Source organism: Terrabacter lapilli, from assembly GCF_039531305.1.
Classification (GTDB): Bacteria; Actinomycetota; Actinomycetes; order Actinomycetales; family Dermatophilaceae; genus Terrabacter; species Terrabacter lapilli.
Genome location: NZ_BAAAPU010000012.1, coordinates 84,724 through 104,919 on the forward strand (window position 1 = coordinate 84,724; position 20,196 = coordinate 104,919).

18 protein-coding genes are annotated in these 20,196 nt (G+C 72.9%); 4 read left to right on the forward strand and 14 right to left on the reverse strand.

All coding sequences use genetic code 11. The features are described from left to right. The first annotated feature begins 4 nt into the window (after positions 1-4). From ABD241_RS20315 to ABD241_RS20325, 3 genes are all read left to right on the forward strand, one after another. Positions 5-1,525, forward strand: a complete 1,521-nt coding sequence (locus tag ABD241_RS20315; RefSeq protein ID WP_344067261.1) for a sensor histidine kinase — start codon at positions 5-7, stop codon at positions 1,523-1,525. Positions 1,526-1,599: 74 nt separating this feature from the next. Further along, a complete protein-coding gene (locus tag ABD241_RS20320) occupies positions 1,600-2,880 on the forward strand; it encodes a S1C family serine protease (RefSeq protein WP_344067264.1) in 1,281 nt (426 codons plus the stop codon). A 153-nt stretch (positions 2,881-3,033) separates the two neighbouring features. Then, positions 3,034-4,554, forward strand: a complete 1,521-nt coding sequence (locus tag ABD241_RS20325) for an SDR family NAD(P)-dependent oxidoreductase (protein ID WP_344067267.1) — start codon at positions 3,034-3,036, stop codon at positions 4,552-4,554. A 55-nt stretch (positions 4,555-4,609) separates the two neighbouring features. Here ABD241_RS20325 and ABD241_RS20330 read toward each other — a convergent pair whose 3' ends face one another. The 4 genes from ABD241_RS20330 to htpX form a co-directional block, all read right to left on the reverse strand. Beyond that, positions 4,610-5,176 (reverse strand): GNAT family N-acetyltransferase, encoded by a 567-nt coding sequence (locus ABD241_RS20330; protein WP_344067270.1) that lies wholly within the window; start codon positions 5,174-5,176, stop codon positions 4,610-4,612. Beyond that, positions 5,173-5,997: a DUF4111 domain-containing protein gene (locus ABD241_RS20335; RefSeq protein WP_344067273.1), complete on the reverse strand. Its 825-nt coding sequence runs from the start codon at positions 5,995-5,997 to the stop codon at positions 5,173-5,175. Before ABD241_RS20335 ends, ABD241_RS20330 begins: the two co-directional genes overlap by 4 nt. A 23-nt stretch (positions 5,998-6,020) precedes the next feature. After that, positions 6,021-8,519, reverse strand: a complete 2,499-nt coding sequence (pepN, locus tag ABD241_RS20340) for an aminopeptidase N (protein WP_344067276.1) — start codon at positions 8,517-8,519, stop codon at positions 6,021-6,023. Between the two features lie 82 nt (positions 8,520-8,601). Further along, a complete protein-coding gene (gene htpX / locus ABD241_RS20345) occupies positions 8,602-9,474 on the reverse strand; it encodes a zinc metalloprotease HtpX (protein ID WP_344067278.1) in 873 nt (290 codons plus the stop codon). 197 nt (positions 9,475-9,671) lie between these two features. Between htpX and ABD241_RS20350 the strand changes: the two genes are divergently transcribed. Beyond that, on the forward strand, positions 9,672-10,268 hold the full coding sequence (locus ABD241_RS20350; RefSeq protein ID WP_344067280.1) for a hypothetical protein: 597 nt from the start codon (positions 9,672-9,674) through the stop codon (positions 10,266-10,268). A 128-nt stretch (positions 10,269-10,396) separates the two neighbouring features. Here the strand turns inward: ABD241_RS20350 and ABD241_RS20355 are convergent, their stop codons facing one another. From ABD241_RS20355 to ABD241_RS20400, 10 genes are all read right to left on the reverse strand, one after another. After that, on the reverse strand, positions 10,397-11,989 hold the full coding sequence (locus ABD241_RS20355; RefSeq protein ID WP_344067282.1) for an NADH-quinone oxidoreductase subunit N: 1,593 nt from the start codon (positions 11,987-11,989) through the stop codon (positions 10,397-10,399). After that, entirely contained in the window at positions 11,986-13,491 is a 1,506-nt protein-coding gene (locus ABD241_RS20360; protein ID WP_344067284.1) for a complex I subunit 4 family protein, read from the reverse strand. The genes ABD241_RS20355 and ABD241_RS20360 overlap by 4 nt, the downstream gene beginning before the upstream one ends. Further along, on the reverse strand, positions 13,482-15,395 hold the full coding sequence (locus ABD241_RS20365; protein WP_344067286.1) for an NADH-quinone oxidoreductase subunit 5 family protein: 1,914 nt from the start codon (positions 15,393-15,395) through the stop codon (positions 13,482-13,484). The genes ABD241_RS20360 and ABD241_RS20365 overlap by 10 nt, the downstream gene beginning before the upstream one ends. Beyond that, positions 15,392-15,760, reverse strand: a complete 369-nt coding sequence (gene nuoK / locus ABD241_RS20370) for an NADH-quinone oxidoreductase subunit NuoK (RefSeq protein ID WP_344067288.1) — start codon at positions 15,758-15,760, stop codon at positions 15,392-15,394. The genes ABD241_RS20365 and nuoK overlap by 4 nt, the downstream gene beginning before the upstream one ends. Next, positions 15,757-16,377: an NADH-quinone oxidoreductase subunit J family protein gene (locus tag ABD241_RS20375; protein WP_344067290.1), complete on the reverse strand. Its 621-nt coding sequence runs from the start codon at positions 16,375-16,377 to the stop codon at positions 15,757-15,759. Before ABD241_RS20375 ends, nuoK begins: the two co-directional genes overlap by 4 nt. After that, positions 16,374-17,225, reverse strand: a complete 852-nt coding sequence (locus ABD241_RS20380) for a NuoI/complex I 23 kDa subunit family protein (RefSeq protein WP_344067292.1) — start codon at positions 17,223-17,225, stop codon at positions 16,374-16,376. The genes ABD241_RS20375 and ABD241_RS20380 overlap by 4 nt, the downstream gene beginning before the upstream one ends. A 288-nt stretch (positions 17,226-17,513) precedes the next feature. Next, positions 17,514-18,485, reverse strand: a complete 972-nt coding sequence (gene nuoH, locus ABD241_RS20385; RefSeq protein ID WP_344067294.1) for an NADH-quinone oxidoreductase subunit NuoH — start codon at positions 18,483-18,485, stop codon at positions 17,514-17,516. Next, the gene (locus ABD241_RS20390) at positions 18,482-19,021 is read right to left on the reverse strand and encodes an NADH-quinone oxidoreductase subunit C (RefSeq protein WP_344067296.1); all 540 of its coding nucleotides are present in this window, start codon (positions 19,019-19,021) and stop codon (positions 18,482-18,484) included. The genes nuoH and ABD241_RS20390 overlap by 4 nt, the downstream gene beginning before the upstream one ends. Then, on the reverse strand, positions 19,018-19,692 hold the full coding sequence (locus tag ABD241_RS20395) for an NADH-quinone oxidoreductase subunit B (protein ID WP_425580854.1): 675 nt from the start codon (positions 19,690-19,692) through the stop codon (positions 19,018-19,020). Before ABD241_RS20395 ends, ABD241_RS20390 begins: the two co-directional genes overlap by 4 nt. After that, positions 19,692-20,051, reverse strand: coding sequence for an NADH-quinone oxidoreductase subunit A (locus ABD241_RS20400; protein WP_142182625.1), 360 nt, complete (start codon positions 20,049-20,051; stop codon positions 19,692-19,694). The genes ABD241_RS20395 and ABD241_RS20400 overlap by 1 nt, the downstream gene beginning before the upstream one ends. Between the last annotated feature and the right edge of the window lie 145 nt (positions 20,052-20,196).

The following is a 20,196-nucleotide window of genomic DNA, read 5'->3' on the forward strand; positions in this document are numbered from 1 at the left end:
CCGCATGGTCGACCCGACCGTGCAGCCGGACCCCAGACGGGCCGGTCGGCAGCCTGCGGCGACCCGCCTGCAGGCCATGCCGCTGCGCTGGCGTCTGCTCGTGGTCACGCTCGGGCTCATCGCCGTCGCGCTCGCCGTCACCTCGCTCGTCGTCAGCGCCCTGCTGCGTGTCTACCTGCTCAACCAGACGAAGCAGGAGCTGCAGGTCTACTCCGCGAGCCTCAGCTCGATCGACCCGACGGAGCTGCACGCTGCCCGGCCCCAGCTGCCGACGAACTTCACCACACGGGTGATCGACGTCCGCACCGGTAGGAGCCGGTCGCTCGGCGAGGCTGCGACGGAGAACAACCAGGCCGAGCCGCCGCCGCTGACGCCCGCCAGCGCCGTGGTCGTGAAGCACACTCCCTTCGAGATCGGCTCGTCCGACGGTGACGCACAGTGGCTCGCCATCGCCCAGCTCAACGAGCCGCGCACCGAGATCTACGTCCTGGCCCTTCCTCTGGGCCCGCTCGACCGCACCGTCGACACCTTCCTTCTCTACGCCGCCGGCATCGGGGCCATCACGCTGCTCGTCACCGGCGTGGTGGGCTGGTTCCTCGTGCGCCGCACCTTCCGTCCGCTCACCCGGATCGAGGACACCGCGGCCCAGATCGCCGTCGGTGACCTGACGCAGCGCATCGACGTGCCCGACTCCGACGACGAGGTCGCGTCGCTGTCCCGGTCGCTCAACGCGATGCTCGCGCGCATCGAGCAGAGCTTCGCCGTGCGCGAGGCCAACGAGGCGAAGATGCGGCGCTTCATCGCGGACGCCTCACACGAGCTGCGCACCCCGCTGGCCGCGGTCGGCGGCTACGCCGAGCTCTACCGCCAGGGGGCGCTGCCCACCGGTGAGGCGGTCACGGGCGCCATGGGACGCATCGAGTCCGAGGCGCACCGGATGAGCGGGCTCGTCGAGGACCTGCTGACGCTGGCGCGTCTCGACGGCGAGCGCCCGCTCGAGCTCCAGCCCGTCGACCTGGCCGTCCTCGCGGCCGACGCGGCGCAGGACGCCCGGACCATCGCCCCGGACCGGCACATCGTGGCGAGCGGCATCCACGGCCCGATCGAGCCGACCGAGCTGCAGGCCGACGAGCAGCAGCTGCGCCAGGTCGTCACCAACCTGGTCACCAACGCCCGCGTCCACACCCCCGCCGGCACGCCGGTCGAGATCCTCGTCGGCCGCACCGACGACGAGCACGTCGCGCTGCACGTGCGCGACCACGGGCACGGCATACCCCCTCAGGAGCGGGCGGACGTCTTCGAGCGCTTCTACCGCGCCGACCGGTCACGCAGCCGCGGCAGCGGCGGCGGCAACGGCCTGGGCCTCGCCATCGTGCACGCCATCGTCGAGGCGCACGGCGGGACGGTCACCGTCCGGGAGACCCCCGGTGGGGGTGCGACGTTCGTCGTCGAGCTGCCGGTGGCTCCCGGGAAACGGCTCGCCGGCCCCCGCCGGACCCCGGCCCAAGGCACAGCCGATTCTTAGGAACGCCACAACAGCGACCAATGCTGGGTAGGTGTCATGGAATCAAGACACCAGAGCAAGGAGGAGCCAGTCCCATGGCACCTGAGAACGAGACCCAGCAGATCCCGCAGGCCGACTACTACAGCCGTCCGGCGACGCCGGAGCCCCCGTCGGAGCCGACGACGCCCCTCGGCACGGCGACCCGCACGGAGCCGCGCCCCGAGCCCCGGCGCGACAGCCACCTGGGCCAGACGCTCGGTGCAGCCCTGCTCGCCGCGGTCCTCGCGAGCGGTGGGACGTATGCGTTCACCCACGCGGGTGAGTCGGGCAGCTCCACCTCCACGACGCCCACCGCGACCGCGACGACCAACAGCAACCAGAACACCTCCCCCACGGTCACCCAGGGCAGCGCCTCCGCCCCCGACTGGACCACCGTCGCGGGCGCGGTCGCACCGAGCGTCGTCAGCATCGACGTCACCACCGCGCAGGGAGCCGGCGCCGGGTCGGGCGTCGTCTTCGACGACCAGGGCCACGTGCTCACCAACAACCACGTCGTCGAGGGCGCCGGGGGCGGCGGCTCGATCACGGTGACGCTCAGCGACGGGCGCACCTACCCCGCCACGGTCGTCGGCACCGACCCGTCGACCGACCTCGCGGTGGTCAAGCTGACCGGCGCCCCCAAGGACCTGGTGCCGATCAGCCTCGGCAACTCCGACGCGCTCAAGGTGGGCGCCCCGGTCATGGCGGTCGGCAACCCGCTCGGCCTGTCGGGCACCGTGACCACCGGCATCGTCTCGGCGCTCAACCGCCCGGTCAGCACCGGCTCCAGCGAGTCGCCCTCGGGGCAGCAGTCCCCCAGTGACGAGGTCGTGACCAACGCCATCCAGACCTCGGCCGCGATCAACCCCGGCAACTCCGGTGGCGCCCTCGTCAACGCCAAGGGCGAACTCGTCGGCATCAACAGCTCGATCGCCTCGCTCGGCCAGAGCAGCGGCAGCCAGAGCGGCAACATCGGCATCGGCTTCGCCATCCCCGTCAAGGAGGCCAAGTCCATCGCCGAGCAGCTGATCGACAGCGGCAAGGCGCAGCACGCCTTCCTCGGCGTCGGCACCCGCGACACCGTGGTCACCGACGGCAACGCCAAGCGAGCAGGAGCCCAGGTCATGTCCGTCAGCGGCGGCACCCCGGCCGCCAACGCCGGACTCCAGAACGGCGACGTCGTCATCGCCGTCGACGGCCAGCGCGTCGACTCCGCCATCGCCCTCGTCGGCCAGATCCGCGAGATGAAGGCCGGCGACAAGACCACGCTGACGATCATCCGCGACGGCGCCCGCAAGGACGTCTCGGTGACCCTCGCCGTCAAGCCCGCAAGCTGACCTCCGCCTCCCCGCGTATGCCGTCGGGCTCGCGGCCGTCCCCGCCACCACGCTCCCGGTGGCTCGGGCGGTCGCCGGCCCGGCGGCATACCTCGTCTCCGGGAGGACTCCGGCGATTGGGGCGCCGGCGGTGCTCGCCCGTACCCTTGCGCGGTGAGTCTGACCGAAACCGAGCTCGACCCCTCCGCCGTCGTGCGCCTCGACCCCGAGGACGTGGCGACGGCCGTGCGCGTGCTCGCCCTGGCCCCCTCGCTCGACCTGGACGACCCCGACTTCGAGACGCTCAAGCGGGCGGCGTCGCTGATGTACAAGCGGCTGAAGAAGGACCGGCGCAACGCCAAGACGTGGGCCGAGCGCAAGGCCGACCGGCAGGTCATCGAGTCGACCGCCACCGGCTCACCGATGCGGATCGACGACGAGACCAAGGGGATCCCCTTGGTCTCCACCGCGACCGGCGCCTTCGCCGGCGAGCTCGTCAACCCGCGCGGCTGCTACATCTGCAAGCACGACTACACGCTGGTCGACGCGTTCTACCACTGGCTGTGCCCCGCCTGCGCGAGCAAGAGCCACGCCAAGCGTGACCAGCGCACCGACCTGACCGGCAGGCGGGCGCTGCTCACCGGAGGCCGCGCCAAGATCGGGATGTACATCGCCCTGCGCCTCCTGCGCGACGGGGCCCACACCACCATCACGACCCGCTTCCCCAAGGACGCGATGCGCCGCTTCGCGGCCATGGAGGACAGCGCCGACTGGATCCACCGGCTCAAGGTGGTCGGTATCGACCTGCGCGACCCCACCCAGGTCATCGCCCTCGCCGACGAGGTGGCCGCCGCAGGCCCCCTCGACATCCTCGTCAACAACGCCGCCCAGACCGTGCGCCGCTCCCCCGGCGCCTACAGCCAGCTCGTCGAACTCGAGTCGGCGCCGCTGCCCGACGGCGTCGCCCTGCCCGAGATGGTGACCTTCGACAGGGTCAGCGAGGCGCACCCCGCCTCCATCGCCGGCGCCCTGCGTGAGCACGCCGTCGCGCACCACGACGGCGAGTCGGTCGAGCACGCCCTGGCCGCCCAGACCGCCGCCTCGATGACCGCGCTGGCCCTGACAGCCGGCCACGCCAGCCTCGAGGCCCACCGGGCCGGCACCGCCGTCGACGCCGGTGGCCTGCTGCCCGACCTGCAGCGCACCAACTCGTGGACGCAGAAGGTCGAGGAGGTCGACCCGCTCGAGCTGCTCGAGGTGCAGCTGTGCAACTCGACGGCCCCGTTCCTGCTCGTCTCGCGCCTGCGCCCGGCGATGCGGGCGGCGGTCGCGGCGGGCGCGCGCCGGGCCTACGTCGTCAACGTGTCGGCCATGGAGGGCCAGTTCTCCCGCCGCTACAAGGGCCCCGGCCACCCGCACACCAACATGGCCAAGGCGGCGCTCAACATGATGACCCGCACCAGCGCGGGCGAGATGTTCGAGACCGACCGGATCCTCATGACGGCCGTCGACACCGGCTGGATCACCGACGAGCGGCCGCACGACGAGAAGCTCCGCATCGCGGCCGAGGGCTGGCACGCCCCACTCGACCTCGTCGACGGAGCGGCCCGGGTCTACGACCCCATCGTGCGGGGCGAGGCCGGCGAGGACCTCTACGGCTGCTTCGTCAAGGACTACGAGCCCAGCCCCTGGTGACTCGCCCGGTCTCGGCTCGTCGGGAGAGGCCGTCGGGCGCGTGGCCCTCGACCGGTCAGTCGAGCCTCTTGGCGTACCACGCCTCGGCGTAGGGCTCGTGCGAGAACGCGGGCACCTCGACCCACCCTTGCGCCAGGTAGAGCGAGCGCGCCTCGACGAGGTCGAGCCGGGTGTCGAGCCGCATCGCACCGACACCCCAGACGCGCGCCACCTCCTCAGCGCAGAGCAGCAGGCTGGTGCCGAGGCCGGCCCCACGCAGGTCCGGCCGCACGTAGAGCCGGCGCAGCTCGGCCACCCGCGCCCCCGACGCGTCCCGCAGGCGGCGCAGGCCCACGCACCCGCCCAGGACGGTGGGGTCGTCCGACCGCCGTGCCACGAGGAACTCGCCCGTCGGCGGCGCGAGGTCGTCGCTGCGCATCTGCGGGTAGCCGGTCTCGATCTCCTCGGGCGTGGAGTCCCGGCCCTCGTGCAACCGGTGGTAGCGGTCGCTCACCTCGACGTAGTACGCGCGCAGCAGCTCTTCGCACGCGGGGTCGCGGACGTCGCCCAGCTCGATGACCCACCCAGCGACCGGCGAGCCGTCCGGACCGGGCGCTGCGTCCATGCCGTCGAGGCCACTCACGTTCGCAGCTCTCCTCCGGACGTCGCGGCCGGACCGGCCGCGAGGCCGTCGTCGATGACCTCGGTCATGAAGGCGACGAGGTCACGTCGACGGCGCCCCGGGTCGGCGGCATACGTCGTCGGGGCGTCGGGCTGCTCACGCACGCGCAGCGCCTCCTCGAGGAGCTCGCGGTGGGCGGGATAGGCCTCGAGCGCCCAGCGTCCGGCGCCCGACTTCGACGTCGGTCGCCCCGTGCGGAGCAGGTGGACCAGCCTCGCAGCACCGAGGGCTCCCCACTCGGCGGCCTGCGGGAGCGACGCCTCGCGGGGATGGTGCTCCATGGCCTCGAGCTGGGAACGCCAGTAGGTCAGCAGGTCCTGGCGGGTGGCCTCGTGCAGGGCGGCGTCGTCGCTCCAGACGGCGAGGTCGTCGAGCGGCGTGCCCCGCACCGTGATCCCGTGGTCGCGCAGCTCACGCCAGGTGATGCGCTTGACGTCGCTGTGCGTGCCGACGTCGAACCACTGGTGCAGCACCCCGGGCACGTCGGGCACGACGTCGGGGCTGCCCGCCAGGTCGGCGGCCGTGACGTAGAAGCCGTCGTAGTGCGGCTCTGGCCACCGTCTGGCCAGCTCGGCGTGGACGCCGCGCAGCACCTCGACGTCGGACGCCGTCGGCCGGCGGCTCGTCACCGCCACGAAGTCGATGTCGCTGCCCCCGTGGAACTCACCGCCGAACCCGAGCGACCCGTGCAGGTAGAGCCCGTCCAGCAGCCCCGGCACCTGCTCGTCGAGCAGCGACGCGTGGCCGTGGCACACCGCCACGACCACGTCCGGCAGCTCCACCCGGCCCACCACCGCGTCGCCGCTCAGACCGCGGCGCCGAACGTCTGGAGGGAGGTGAGAGCCTCGCGCAGCTCCGCGTCGGCGTCGACGAGCGAGCGGCGTACGGCCGGGGTGAGGTCGTCCCGGCCGATGGTCTCGGCGCTCAGCGTGGCCGTCTGCTCGGTGAACACCCGCGGGAAGGCGACGAGCACCACCCGGGAGAGGGCGTCCTCGCCGACCCACGCCGACATCGCCGGCACGTCGGTGAAGAAGCGCGGGACGTAGTCGACGACGAGGTCGTCGTCGGGTGCGGCCCACATGCCTCGGGCCAGGTGCACCATCTCGTAGTTGGAGCGCCCCTCGCGGCCCGTCAGCTGCTGCCAGGCCCATGCCTTGGCCTCGGGGTCCGGCAGGCTCGCCCGGCACATCAGCGCGTTGAGACCGCCCTGCAGGGTGTCGTCCTTGGCGCGGAACCGGTCGACCTCCGCCGCGCCGATGAGGCCACGCGTGGCGAGGTTGCGCACCACGATCCAGCGGAAGTCGCCGTCGTCCTCCAGGCCCGAGGGCAGTCCCTCACCGTCGGCCCAGGCACGCAGCAGGGCCTCGTCGTCACTGGTGCCGGCGACGAGGCGGGCCGCGGCGAGCGACTCGGTCGTGCCGGGGGCCGCTCCCTCGAGCAGCCCGACCCCGGCACGGTTGAGGCGCGCCAGCGCCGCGTCCTGCCCGGCCCGGGGGACGAAGTACGGCACGATCCGGTGCTCGGCGTAGGCGGCCACCCGGGTCAGGATCGAGGAGTTGGACTCGTGCGGCCAGGCGGTGTCGAAGACGTCGAGGAAGGAGTCCGGGGAGACGGTCGCCCCGTGGACCCCGTCGATGAGCGCGGACCACACGACGGCGCGCGCCTGCTCGTCGGGCACCTGCGGCAGCTGCGCCGGCAGCGATGCGACGGTGGTGTCCGAGAGGCGCACGCGGGCCCAGGTGAGGTCGGAGGCGTTCGGCACGAGGACCGCCGGCTCCGGCGTGCCCTCGAGCTCGGCCAGCGGCGTCATCGGGTCGGTGACGGTGACCGAGACCCGGCCCAGCTCACGCCCGTCGGTCCAGCCGGCGACGTCGAAGGCGTGCGGCCGGTCGGCGGGCCGGTCGACCGGCGACTCCCGGATCACCACGGCACGCTCCACCACGCCGTTCTGCTCGTCGAGCTCCACCGAGAGGGTGTCGCGGTCGGCCGTCAGCAGCCAGGCGCGCGACCAGGTCTCGAGGTCCTTGCCGCTCGCCGCCTCGATCGCGCCGAGGAAGTCGGCGAGGGTGCCGTTGCCGAAGGACTTGTCCGTCAGGTACGCACGGACCCCCGCGATGAAGCGGTCGTCCCCGACGTACGCGATGAGCTGGCGCAGCGCGGCCGCGCCCTTGGCGTACGAGATGCCGTCGAAGTTCTGCAGCGCGCTCTGCGCGTCGAGCGCCTCGACGCCGGCGACCGGGTGCGTCGAGGGCGAGCGCTCGGCGCCGTAGCCCCACACCTTGCGCACGATCGAGGAGTCGACCCAGGCGTCGGTGTACTCGGTCGCGTCGACGAGGCAGCGGTGCGACATGTACTCGGCGAACGACTCGTTGAGCCAGAGGTCGTCCCACCACTTCATCGTCACGAGGTCGCCGAACCACATGTGCGACATCTCGTGGCTGACCGTGTTGGCGCGGGTGAGCAGCTCGTCGCGGGTGGCGGCACCCCGGTAGAGGTACTGGTCCCGGAAGGTGACGCACCCTGGGTTCTCCATCGCCCCGGCGTTGAACTCCGGCACGAACACCTGGTGGTACTCCCCGAACGGGTAGCGGATGCCGAAGAGGCCGTGGAAGTAGTCGAAGGAGCGCCTGGTCACGTCGAAGAGCTCGGCGGCGTGCCGCTCGAGCGGCTCACGGAGCGACGCGCGCGCGTGGATGCCCAGGGGTATGCCGTCGTGCTCGTCATGCACGGAGACGTACGGGCCCGCGCACACCGTCACGAAGTAGGTGGCGAGCGGCTTGGTCGTGGCCAGCGTCCAGGTGCCGTCGTCGCCACGGGTGGCTGCGCCGTTGCCGATGACGGTCCACTCCTCCGGCGCCCGCACGGTGACGTCGTAGGGAGCCTTGAGGTCGGGCTGGTCGAAGCACGCGTAGACGCTGGGGGCGGCGTCGAGGAAGAGGTGTCCGTAGACGTAGTCGCGCCCGTCGGCCGGGTCGGTGGCGCGGTGCAGACCCTGGCCGTCGTGGCTGTAGGCCATGGTCGCGACGACGGTGAGCTCGTTGTCGGCCGCCAGGTCGGGCAGGTGCAACCGGCCGTCCGACACGGCGTCGGGGTCGAGGCTCTCGCCGTTGAGCTCGACGCTGTCCACGAGGACCGCCTTGAGGTCCACCCACGAGCCGGCGCCGGGGGTCTCGCTCGTGAACCGGATGACGGTGCGCGAACCGAAGACCTCGGGACCCTGGTCGAGGTCGAGCGTGACGGCATACGACGTGACGGTGATCAGCGAGGATCGCTCGCGGGCTTCGGCCAGGGTGAGACTGCGCATGGGAGCGAGCCTGCCAGATGGACGGCCGCCCCGTCGTCGGGGTTGCAGGACCGCCCGCCCGGAGCGGGTCGGAGCGTCCTGCTCAGCGCTGCAGCGGCCCGCCGGCCATGCCCTCGAGGCGCGCGATCCGCTGGTCCATCGGGGGGTGGGTGGAGAGGAACCGGGTGACGTCCTGGGCCCGGAAGGGGCTGGCGATCATCATGTGGCTGGCGTTGACGATGTCCTGGGACGGTGCGAGCGGGGCCCGGGCGACGCCGGCCTCGAGCTTGCGCAGCGCCGAGGCGAGGGCGAGCGGGTCGCCGGTGAGCTTCGCGCCGTCCTCGTCGGCGTCGTACTCGCGGGTGCGGCTGATCGCCATCTGGATCATCATGGCCGCCATCGGGGCGAGCAGGCTCATGGCGAGCAGGGCGAGCGGGTTGGGGCGGTCGTCGTCGGAGCCGCCGCCGAACATGCTCGTGAACATCAGCATCTGGCCGATCGAGGTGATGACACCGGCGATGGCGGCAGCGACCGAGCTGGTGAGGATGTCGCGGTTGTAGACGTGCATGAGCTCGTGGCCGAGCACGCCGCGCAGCTCGCGCTCGTCGAGCAGGCCGAGGATGCCCTCGGTGCAGCAGACCGCGGCGTTCTGCGGGTTGCGCCCGGTGGCGAAGGCGTTGGGCGCCTCGGTGGGGCTGATGTAGAGGCGGGGCATCGGCTTGCCCGCGGCCGTGGAGAGCTCGCGGACGATGCGGTACATCGCCGGGGCCTGGGCCTCGGAGACCGGGTACGCGTGCATGGCGCGGATGGCGAGCTTGTCGCTGTTCCAGTAGCCGTAGAAGGTCGTCGCCACGCCGATGAGCGCGAACACCCAGATGTAGCGGCCGCCGCCGACGAGGGCGCCCAGCCCGAGCAGCAGGGCCCAGATGCCGCCGAAGAGGGCGGCGGTCTTGAGCCCGTTGAAGTGCTTGTGCATGCCGGTTGAACGAGTGGTCGTGGGCGCGTGTTCCCGCTGGGAGCCGGCTGGGAGTGCCCCCAGGGTCGGGCGTCCGCGACATCTGTGACACACGCCTCATCGCGGACTCGTTGAAAGCGCAACTCGTCTACTACGCCCGGTAGTACTTTGACGGTGTTGGGGAACCCGACAACCCACCGGAACGAAGGAAGCGAACGATGCGCAAGACACTCGACAAGCTGATCTCCTGGACCGGCATCACCGTCGCCGTGGTCCTCCTCCTCGCAGGCGGCCTGCTCACCTACGCCCACAGCTTCATCACCGACCAGGTCGAGCAGCAGCTGAGCCAGCAGGACATCACGATGCCGGGTGCCAAGGCGCTCGAGACGCAGGCGCAGAAGGACGCGCTCCTGCAGTACGCCGGACAGAAGATGACGACCGGCGACCAGGCCAAGGCCTTCGCGGACAGCTACATCCTCGTCCACATGAACGCGGCGTCGAAGGGCCGGACCTACGAGGACGTCTCCGGTGAGTTCCTGACGCTCTCGAAGGACCCGAACGCCGACCAGGCCAAGGTCGCCCAGCTCGGCCAGCTGCGCCAGACGCTCTTCATGGGCAACACGCTCCGGGGCCTGCTCCTCAACGCCTACGCCTTCGGCACCATGGGCACCATCGCCCTCTACGCCGCGATCGCCGCCTTCGCCTCCGGGGCACTCCTGCTGGTCCTCGGCCTCCTGGGCCTGCGCCACGCGAAGACCGCGGAGGACGTCCGGGTCAGCACCGCCGAGTCGGGCCGGGTCCCGCAGACCGCCTGACACCACGAGCAGGCCGGCGGTTCAACAGCGAGCCGCTCCGGCCGGAGCGAGAGCCCCGAAGCACCGCCTCGGGGCTCTTCGGCTGCCCAGCCGCTCCGTCATCGCTTGCGGGACGGCGCCTCGTGGGGTCAGCCGAGCAGGCCCAGCAGCAGGTCGGGCTGCACGCTGACGACGACGAGCACCGCGGACGCGAGCACGAGGCCGAGGACCAGCCCGGGGCGCCGCCTCGCCGCGGCGAGCGCCGCAGCGGGGTCGCGTGTCGGCACGCCGGTTGCGGGCGCAGCCCCGGTGGGCGCCGTGATGACCGCCCGGAACCAGCGGAGGTAGACGGCCACGCCGATCACCGCGTTGGCCGCGGCGATGACGGCGAGCCACACCCACCCCTGTGCCATCACGGGGCGCAGGGCCGTGATCTTGCCGACGAGGCCGATGACGCCCGGAGGCAGCCCCGCGAGCGAGGTGAGCGCCAGGGCGAGCGCCCCCGCCCGCCACGGGCTGCGCTGCCAGAGGCCTTCGTATGCCGTGAGGCGCCGCCCGTCACCCGGCTGGTCGCGCAGCGTGACCGCCACGACGGCGAAGGCCACCAGCGTCGCGACGACGTAGGTGAGCAGGTAGGTCGCGCTCGCCCCGACGCCGAGCGCGGAGATGCTGACGAGCGGCATGACGACCCAGCCGGCCTGCGCCACCGTGGACCAGGCGAGCAGCCGCACGACGTCGTCCTGCCTCAGGGCCATGACGTTGCCGAGCGTCATGCTGAGGGCCGCAAGGATCGCGATCGACAGCACGGCCGGGGTGCCGAGCACCGCGACGGCGCGCAGCACGACGAGCAGCGCCGCGAGCGCTGCCACCTTCGACACCGTGGCCAGGAACGTCGCGATCGGCACCGACGAGCCGGAGTATGCCGTGGGGGTCCACGCGTGGAACGGCACCAGCGAGAGCTTGAAACCGACCCCCGCGACGACGAGCACGGTGGCCAGGGCGACGAGGCCGCTCGCGACGGAAGCGGCCACGACGGGGGTCGTCCCCGCGCCGGCGCCCGCGGCCGCGAACGCGCCGCCCGAGGAGAGCGCGGCGTCGGGGGTCAGGAACGGGCTGCCCGTCGCGGTGAACCACAGGGCCGTGCCGAGCACGAGCAGGGCGAACGACACGAGAGAGGTCACGAGCAGCTGCGTCGCGCCGGCGACCGCGGAACGGCGACCGGAGAGCGCCACGAGCGCGATGACCGGCAGCGTCGCGAGCTCGAGCGCGATGAGCCAGGTGCCGACATCGCGGCTGGCAGCGACGACGACGGTGCCGGCGAGTGCGGCGAGGAGCAGCACCGCCTCCACCGGTTCGCGGGTGCTGTCGGCCGGACGGGATCGCCGGGCGCTCGGCCAGGCGAGGGCGATGCACACCAGCGCCGAGAGGGCGGCGGCAAGCTGCAGCGTGCTGGCGAGGGCGTCGGCCTGCCACAGGCACACCTGCTGCAGCCCGGGGCCGGCCGGCCGCCCGGCCGCGGCCGGTCGGGCCGCCAGGCAGAAGGTCTGCCGTGCGGAGCCACCGCCGAGGGCCAGGCCGGGGACGGTGGCGACCGCCGAGCCGAGAGCGGCGAGGGCGGCGACGGCATACGGCGTACGGCGCAGCCGGGGGTCGACGAGGTCGGCGACGAGCACCACGACGAGGCCGACGACCGGCACGAGCGCAGGCAGCAGCGTGACGTAGTCGATGGTCAGGCCCTTCACCGGCCCACCCCCATCCCGGACAGCAGCCCGGTCGTCGCGGCGTCGGACAGGCCGAGCAGCAGGTGCGGCAGCACCCCGAGGGTGACGATGACGACGACGAGGGTCATCACGACGGCCCAGCGCACGCCGCGTGCGTCGGCGACCGGCTCGGCCGCGGCGCCCTCGGCCGCGTCGCTGCCCTCCCCCGCCCAGACGATGCGGGCCACCCGCAGCGAGTAGCCGGCAGCCAGGGCGAGGCCGACGGCGCCGAGCACGACGCACGCACGCATGAGCCCGACGGGACGGCCGGGCGCGGGCGACCAGGCGGCGTACAGCGCGAGGAATTCTCCCCAGAAGCTGACGAGGCCGGGGAGACCGAGGGCTGCGGCGAGCCCCACGACGAGCGCGAGCCCGAACCGGGGAGCCTTGTCGCGCAGCGCGGCCCGGGCCACCCGCAGGTCGGCCGAGCCCCACTGCTCCTTGAGGTCGCCGACGACGAAGAAGAGCAGGGCCGACACGACGCCGTGCGCGATGTTGCCGAAGAGCGCGGCCTGCAGGCCGGTCTCGCTGCCCGAGGCGATGGCGAGGGCGACGAAGCCCATGTGCGCCACCGAGCTGTAGGCGATGAGGCGCTTGAGGTCGCGTTCGACGAGGCAGGCCAGACCTCCCCAGAGGATGCCGACGACGCCGAGGACCGCGAGCAGGGGGCTCAGCTCGGCGACTCCCCGGGGCACCGTGCCGACGGCGAGCCGGACGATGCCGTAGGTGCCCATCTTGAGCAGCACGGCGGCGAGCAGCACCGAGCCGGCGGTGGGCGCGATCGTGTGGGCGGAGGGCAGCCACGTGTGCAGGGGCCACAGCGGCACCTTGATGCCGAGCCCGAGCAGCAGCAGCGCCGCGATCGTCACCTGCAGCGAACGGGACAGGCCGGCGCCGTGCTGGGCGGCCAGCAGCGTGAGGTCGCTCGTGCCCTGCTCGTGCACGAGCAGCAGGATGCCCAGGAGCATGAGCGTCGACCCGAGCGCGGTGAAGAGCACGAAGCGCCCCGCGGCGTCGGCCCGCGTCTCGTCGGGCACGTGGTCGTCGCCGAAGCGGCGCACGAGCACCCACATCGGCACGAGGACGACCTCGAACGCGATGAAGAAGAGGATGGCGTCGCGGGCCATGAACGTCGCGAGCGCGCCCGTCTCGACGAGCAGTATGCAGCCGAGGAAGGTCGAGCCGGTGCCTCCCTTGGGGATCGGCCCGGAGAGGGCGTGCGCGACGACGGCAACGGCGAGCACCGCGGTGAGCAGCACGAGCGCAGCCGAGATGCCGTCGACGCCGAAGTGCCACCGGATCCCGAGGGAACGGATCCACGGCACGTCGACCTGCTGCCGGTCCGCGACGACGACCACCGCCAGCACCGCGGTCACCAGGGTGCAGCCGTGGGCGATGCCGCGCTCGACCTGCGACTCGCCGGGGATCGCGATGCACGCGATGGCGCCGAGCAGCGGCAGCAGGAGCATGAGGGTCACCGCCATGCGGTCACACCCAGGATCGCGACGACGACCGCGCCGACGAGCAGGCCGAGGACCGAGAGCGAGGGCACGGCGCGGTGGCCGCGCTCCCCGGCACGGCCGGCGGCGCGCGCGACGACGGCCGTCGCCCGCGGGTAGGCGTCGACGACGTCACGGTCGAGGGCCACCACCAGGCGCGCCAGGGCGGTCACCGCCCGACCGAAGGCCACGTATGCCGTGTCGGCGCCGAAGCCGCGCACCGCCGGGTCCCGCACGCCGGCCGGTATCCGCTCGGCGACGTCGACGCGGCCGCGGTCGCTGAGGGACCACACGGCATACGCGGCCCCGACGACGAGCAGGACGGACAGCAGCGCGCTGACGAGCCCGAGGTGGACCGCGCCCGGCAGGCTGAGCAGCAGCAGGACCCCGACGACGGTCAGGGCGGCGAGGACCGAGACGACGAGCGCCGCGGACAGCGTGATGGTGGGGTGGCCGTGGGCGTGGACGCGCTCGACCTCGGCGTCGTCGGCGCTGTCGGCGCTGGTCACGAGGGCGAGGTCCTCCTCGGCGACGATGGCCGGTCCGGTCTGGGGCGCGATGCCGGTGGCGGTGACCGGGGTGTCGAGCAGCAGCCAGGCGCGGGTGCAGTAGGCGGCGGTGAGCACGACGGTCACGAAGAGCGCCAGGACCACGAGCCAGGCCCGCAGGCCGCCCCCGCTGGTGGCGCCGTCGATGGCGGCACCCACGACGGTGTCCTTGGAGAAGAAGCCGACCAGCGGCGGCACCCCGGCGAGGGAGGCCAGACCGATCCCCATCGCCCAGCGCAGCGCACCGGTCGGGCGCAGGCGCCCTCGTAGCGCCACGAGCGCGGTCGCCCCGGCGAGGACCGAGAGCCAGCCGGCGCCGAGGAAGAGCAGCGCCTTGAAGAACGCGTGCGCGATGAGGTGCCCGACGCCGGGGTCGGGTCCGATCTCGGCCGGTGCCGCGGCCAGGGCCGAGAGCATGATCGCGACCTGGCTCAGGGTGGAGTAGGCGAGCATCCGCTTGAGGTCGGTCTGGGCCAGCGCGAGCAGGGCGGCGTAGACCATCGTCACGGCGGTGAGGACCGCGAGCAGCGTGCGGGCGCCGTCGTGCCCTGCATAGAGCGGGAAGAGCCGGGCGATGACGTACGTGCCGGCAGCCACCATGGTGGCGGCGTGGATCAGCGCGGACGCCGGGGTGGGGCCCTCCATGGCGTCGGGCAGCCAGTCGTGGAACGGGACGAGGCCCGACTTGCCGGCCACACCGATGGCCACACCGACGAGCCCGACGGTCAGCAGGGTGTGGTTGCCCGGCGCCGTCAGCACGGCCACGAGGTCGGTCGAGCGGGCCCGCACCGAGAGGGAGACGATGCCGACCACCATGCCGATGTCGGCCACCCGCGTGACGAGGAACGCCTTGTAAGCGGCCCGGCGCGCCGCCGCGCGCTCGCTGTCGTGCCCGATGAGCAGCCACGAGCACCAGCCCATGACCTCCCAGCCGACCAGGGTCAGGACGAGGTCGCTCGACTGGACCACGAGCAGCATGCCGGCGGCGAAGAGGGACACCGTGGCGGCGAACCGGGAGTAGCGGGGGTCGTCGTGGAGGTACCACGTCGTGAAGACCTGGATGGCGAGCACGACGAGGGCGACGACGAACGCCGTCAGGCCCGAGAGCTGGTCGGAGAGCAGGTGCAGCGGGACGGACAGGTCACCGAGGGGCAGGCGCCCGATGGTGGCGATGTCGGCGCTGCGCGTCGGTGCGACCCACTCGACGAAGGCCAGCACCGTGACGACGGCCGAGGCGGCGACGGCGATCCCCGCCGCCACGACCCGCCGGCCTCGCGTGAGCAGACCGGCCAGGGCCGCGAGCGCCGGGAGAGCCACGACCAGTCGCACGACCCAGCTCACGAGGCGCCCTCCCCCGCCGATGCCGGCTGCCGCCCGTCTGCGGGGTCGTCGGTGAGGTCGTCGGTGAGGTCGGGCACCGCGGTGAGGTCGATGTGCCCTGCCCGGCGGAACATGACCAGGATGATCGCCAGCGCCACGGTGATCTCGGCGGCGGCGATCGTGATGACGAAGAGGGTGAGCACCGGCCCGGCGGCGTAGGCGCCCGTGGCCCGGGTGCCGGCCGTGACGAGCAGCAGGTTGGCGGCGTTGAGGATCAGCTCGACGCCGATGAGCACGAGCACCGCGTTGCGCCGCGCGAGGACGCCGTAGACGCCGATCCCGGCGAGCAGCGCGGCGAGGGCGGCCGGGAGGGAGAGGTGGATCATGCGCGCTCCCCTGCCGTCGGCGCCGGAGCCGCTGCGGGAGTGCCTGCGTCGCCGGCCGGCCTGCCACCGTCGACCACTCGCCGGGCGGCGACGACGCTCTGGGGGCCGCGCTCGCCCAGGACCAGGCGCGACACGGCGAAGGCGCCGATGAGCGCGACGAGCAGCAGCACCGACAGCAGCTCGAAGGGCCACACCCACGTCCCGAAGACGGCCTCGGCGATCTGCGGCGTGGCGCTCGGTCGGCGGTCGAGGTCGGCCGTCGCGCCGGAGAAGAACGGCAGGAGCAGCGATGCGAGCAAAGCGGTCGTCGCGGCCCCGAGCAGGGCGCCCGCCACCCGCTGCCACCACGGGGTGTCGATCTCGGCGTGCGGGCCGATCGGCGCCCGGGTCAGCATCAGGGCGAAGAGCACGAGCACGACGATGGCGCCGACGTAGACGAGCAGCTGGACGAGACCGACGAGCTCCTGTCCCAGGACGAGGTAGGCGCCGGCGAGCGAGCCGAGCGACACGAGCAACCAGAGGGCGGCGTGCACGACGTGCTTCGTCGTGACCGAGAGCAGCGCCGAGAGGGCGGTGATGGCCCCGACGGCGCTGAAGACGATGTCGCGAGTGGTCACTCGCCACCGCCCGTGCCGCGAGGGTCATCCGGCCTGTCGGCCTCGTCGGCGGCGCCCTCGTCGGTGGACACCGTGGGCAGGACCTGCGTCGAGTTCCCTTGTGCGGCAGCGGCGTCGGCAGCCTCGGCGACCGGGAGCGCCACCGTCTGCTCCGGGTCGGACGGTGGTGCCACGGTCCCGGTGGCGGCCGGCTCCGGAGCCTCCACGGCGGGCATCACCTTCGTCCGCTCCACGGGCGGCGGGCCGGCCTGCTCGGTGAGCGGGGTGGTCTCGGGCTGGCGGCGCACCCGGGTCGGGCGGGCAGCGGCGCCGGCTGCACGCGTACTCCCACCGGCGGGGCCGCGAGGGGGCCGGGCGGCGGCAGCGACCTCGGCCGGGTCGACGCTGCCGGGGTCGAGCGCCGGCGGCGGGGGCACGGTCGCCATCCACGCGCCGAGGCGGTCCTTCTCGTGGAGCAGGTCGCGGATGTCGAGCTCGGCGTACTCGAACTCGGGGCTCCAGTGCAGCGCGTCGAACGGGCAGACCTCGATGCAGATGCCGCAGTACATGCAGAGCGAGAAGTCGATCGCGAACCGGTCGAGCACGTTGCGCTGGCGAGCGCGGCCGCCCGGGGTCGTCGGGGGCAGCTCCTCCTTGTGGGAGTCGATGTAGATGCACCAGTCGGGGCACTCGCGCGCGCAGAGCATGCACGAGGTGCAGTTCTCCTCGGTCAGCGCGATGACGCCCCGGGAGCGCGGCGGCAGGGCCGGCGCGACGTCGGGGTACTCGGCGGTGTGCGTGTGCCGCGTCAGCGACCGCGCCGTCGTCGCGAGCCCCTTGACGAGCCCCGGGAGTATGCCGTCAGCCACGTCCCGTCACCCCCTCCTCCGCTCGCTCCCCGTACCTGTCCCCGAAACCCTCAACCGTCGAGAGGCCACGTATGGCCCACCCCAACCCGTCGAGAGGCCACGTGTGGCCGCCTCCGGCTGGTCGAGTGGCACCGGTCCGGATGGCCCGGACCGGCCACGCCCGGCCTGTCGAGTCGCACGACGCGGCCACCGCTGGCCTCTCGACGGTGGAGAGGCGGCCGAACGTGGCCTCTCGACGGTGGAGAGGCGGCCGAACGTGGCCTCTCGACGGTGTGGGGTGGGGGGTTGTCATGAGGTGAGCACCACCCCGACGGCCGTGATGGCCAGCTGCAGCAGCGCGAGCGGCACCAGCCACACCCAGGCCAGGCGCTGGAGCTGGTCCTCGCGCATGCGGGGCCACGACACGCGCAGCCAGATCACGACGACGGCGACGAGGAAGCCCTTGAGCAGCGTCCAGACCCAGCCGAGCCACGACTCGAGGGGCCCGGCCCAGCCGCCGAGGTAGAGCACGGCGAAGAGCAGCGACATGACGACGATGCCGGCGTACTCGGCGAGCAGGAAGAACGCGAAGCGCAGCCCGGTGTACTCGGTGAAGGCGCCGAAGACGATCTCGGAGTCGGCGAGCGGCATGTCGAAGGGCGGCCGCTGCAGCTCGGCGAGGGCCGCGACGAGGAAGACGACCGCGCCCGGCGCCTGCCACAGCAGCCACCACGGGTTCCAGGCGGTGGCGATGCCGACGAGCGAGAGGGTGCCGGCGGCGAGCGCGACCGAGGCGACGGCGAGGACCATCGGCAGCTCGTAGGAGACGAGCTGGGCGGCCGCGCGCATCGCCCCGAGCAGGGAGTACTTGTTGGCCGAGGCCCACCCGGCCATCAGCGTGCCGATGATGCCGACGCCGATGACGGCGAGCACGAGCACGACGCTCGCGTCGACGTCGGCCCCGACGACCCGCGGCGAGAGCGGGATGACGGCGAGCGCCACGAGGTAGGGGATCAGCGCGACGAACGGGGCGAGCCGGAACGCCCACCGGTCGGCCCGGGCGGGAGTGACGTCTTCCTTCTGGACGAACTTCACCCCGTCGGCGACGAGCTGCGCCCAGCCGTGGAAGCCGCCGGCATACATCGGCCCGAGACGGCCCTGCATGTGCGCCATGACCTTGTGCTCGGTCTGCCCGACGAGCAGCGGCAGCACGAGGAAGGCGGCCAGCACCGCGGCGGCGCGCAGCACCACCTCGAGCCAGGGCGCCAGGTGCAGGGTCACCGCGGACCCCACTCCGGGCCGGGCACGCCAGGTGCCTGGACGCGGCGGCGACCCGGTGCGCGCGCGGAGTCGTGGCCCTCGCCCGGCTCCTTGGCGCCGGGCCACGGCTTGGAGGCCCGGGCGGCGAGGACGAACGACTTGCGCAGCGGCGTGCCCTCGAACCCGTCGGGCAGCAGGAGCGGGCGCAGGCCGAGGCCGCTGCCGTCGTCGAAGCCGTCGAACCCGATGCCGAACATCTCGTGCGTCTCGCGCTCGTGCCACGCCGCGCCGCGGAAGACGCCGGTCAGCGACGGGACCGCCCGTCCCTCGGGCGCCCGGGTGCGCACCAGGACAGAGCGCAGCGCCCGGGGCTCGCGCGTGTCGAGCAGGTGGCACACGATGTCGAAGCCGGCCTCGCTGCCGGGTTCCTCGCCGGGGGCGTCCGTCTGGTCGACGGCGGTCAGCCAGTCGAAGTACGCGTAGCCCTCCTCGCGGAGCGCGTCCACCGTCGCGACCCACTCCCCGAAGGGCACGTCGCGCACGTCGGTGACCTTCACCGGCCGGCCTCCGTCGGAGCCGCCGACCGGGCAGGCGCGGCGGGCGCTGCGGGCGCTGCGGAGGCTGCGGGTCGGCGCAGGAGGGGGCGTCGGACGTCGCCGGCGCTGGCGACGCGGTTGCCGGCATACCTCCCCTTGAGCTTGGCGGTCGAGAGGCGCTCGCTCGCGATCTGCTCCTGCAGGCGGATGATGCCGTGCAGCAGGGCCTCGGGGCGCGGCGGGCAGCCGGGCACGTAGACGTCGACGGGCACGACCTGGTCGACGCCCTTGGTGACGGAGTAGGAGTCCCAGTAGGGGCCGCCGGAGTTGGAGCAGGCGCCGAAGGAGATGACGTACTTCGGCTCGGGCATCTGGTCGTAGAGGCGGCGGATCGCCGGCGCCATCTTGTCGGTGACGGTGCCCGAGACGACCATGAGGTCGGCCTGCCGGGGACCCGGCGCGAAGGGGATCACGCCCAGGCGGATGAAGTCGTGCCGGCCCATCGACGCGGCGATGAACTCGATGGCGCAGCAGGCGAGCCCGAAGTTGAAGACCCAGAGGGAGTAGCGCCGCCCCCAGTTGAGCACGACCTTGATCGGCTTGGGCGCGTGGCCGCCGAGGACGCCCATCGACGCCGGCCCGACCGTGGGCATCGGCAGGCTGACCGGCTGGTGGGTGGGCTCGCTCGCCATCACACCCACCTCAGCAGGCCGCGGCGGGCCGCGTGTCCGAGCCCGAGCACCAGGACGCCGAGGAACAGGCCCATCTCGACGAGGCTCGCGCGGCCGAGGTCGACGTCGCGGATGACGCTGGCCCACGGGAAGAGGTAGACGGCGTCGACGGCGAAGATGACGTAGAGGAAGGAGAAGACGAAGTAGCGCACCTTCGTCTGGGCCCAGCCCTCCCCGACCGGGTCGACACCCGACTCGTAGGTCGTCAGCTTGGCCGGGTGCGGGGCGCGGGGCGCCAGCAGGCGCCGCGCCAGCATCGCCGCCGTGACGAGCAGGACGCCCGCTCCCAGCACGGCTGCGACGGCTAGGTACCCGGACATGTCCGCCAGCCTATCCAGACGCGCGGCCGCTGTGCGGGTCGCCGCCACGGTGGCGCGGGCGCCCGTGCCGCCTGTCCACGACCTGGCAACCGGCGTAAATGTCAATAGCACTCGAACTACGATGTAAAGGTGCTCGCCGCACCGG